Genomic DNA, 667 nt, shown 5'->3' with positions numbered 1-667 from the left:
CAGCGACCACATGGCTGAGCTTTGAATACAGCCGTGTTATGGTGAATGGAGGTACAAGCACTACTGGGTGATGCCTTAATAGGCTGAAAAGACTCCCTTGCTAAAGTCTAGAAGAAACAAGCAAAATTATACCGTGGGATTTCGCTTTTCTGCTTCTACGACCTGCTCATAAGTTAGGCCTTCCCTTCGCGCCTTTTTGCCTATTCTGTGGTAATCCGCTGCCGCAGCCTCGGGGTCGCCTGTGAGCTCCCGGGCACGCTTAGCGTTCTGCACTCTCTGGTAATCAGCCGGCGTAGCCTTGGGGTCGCCTGTGAGCTTCTTGGCACGCTTAGCTCTCTGCATACTCTCGTAATCAGTTGGCCTGGCCTCGGGGTTGCCTGTGCGCCTCTGGGCAAGCTTAGTTCTCTGCATCCTATGGTAATCCGTTGCCGTGGCATTAGGGTCGTCCATGAGTCTCTGGGCAAGCTTGGCATAGCTCTCATTCTTATTACCGAACATAAGTTGTATGGCGTTAGCAACTTGTCTTGCTGTCAACCCAGGTATCTGCTCAGCTATCTGCGCTGGCCTTTTACCTTGCCTATGCAGGTCGGCTATTTGCGCTTTGATCTGCGGACGTAGATGCCTACCGTTGGGTGTTTTCACACCCTGTTCACGGTTAACTACCGCG

The 667-nt window shown here is 52.5% G+C and carries 1 protein-coding gene; it reads right to left on the bottom strand.

What is annotated here, in order from left to right:
- Positions 1–126: 126 nt before the first annotated feature.
- Positions 127–667 (bottom strand): DUF433 domain-containing protein (locus IEX86_RS25360; RefSeq protein WP_229685510.1); only part of this gene is annotated, 541 nt, incomplete at its 5' end.

Source organism: Pseudomonas asuensis, assembly GCF_014646755.1.
Classification (GTDB): domain Bacteria; phylum Pseudomonadota; class Gammaproteobacteria; order Pseudomonadales; family Pseudomonadaceae; genus Chryseomonas; species Chryseomonas asuensis.
Note: the sequence above shows the minus strand (reverse complement) of the source record. Positions and strands in the feature narration are given on the sequence as shown.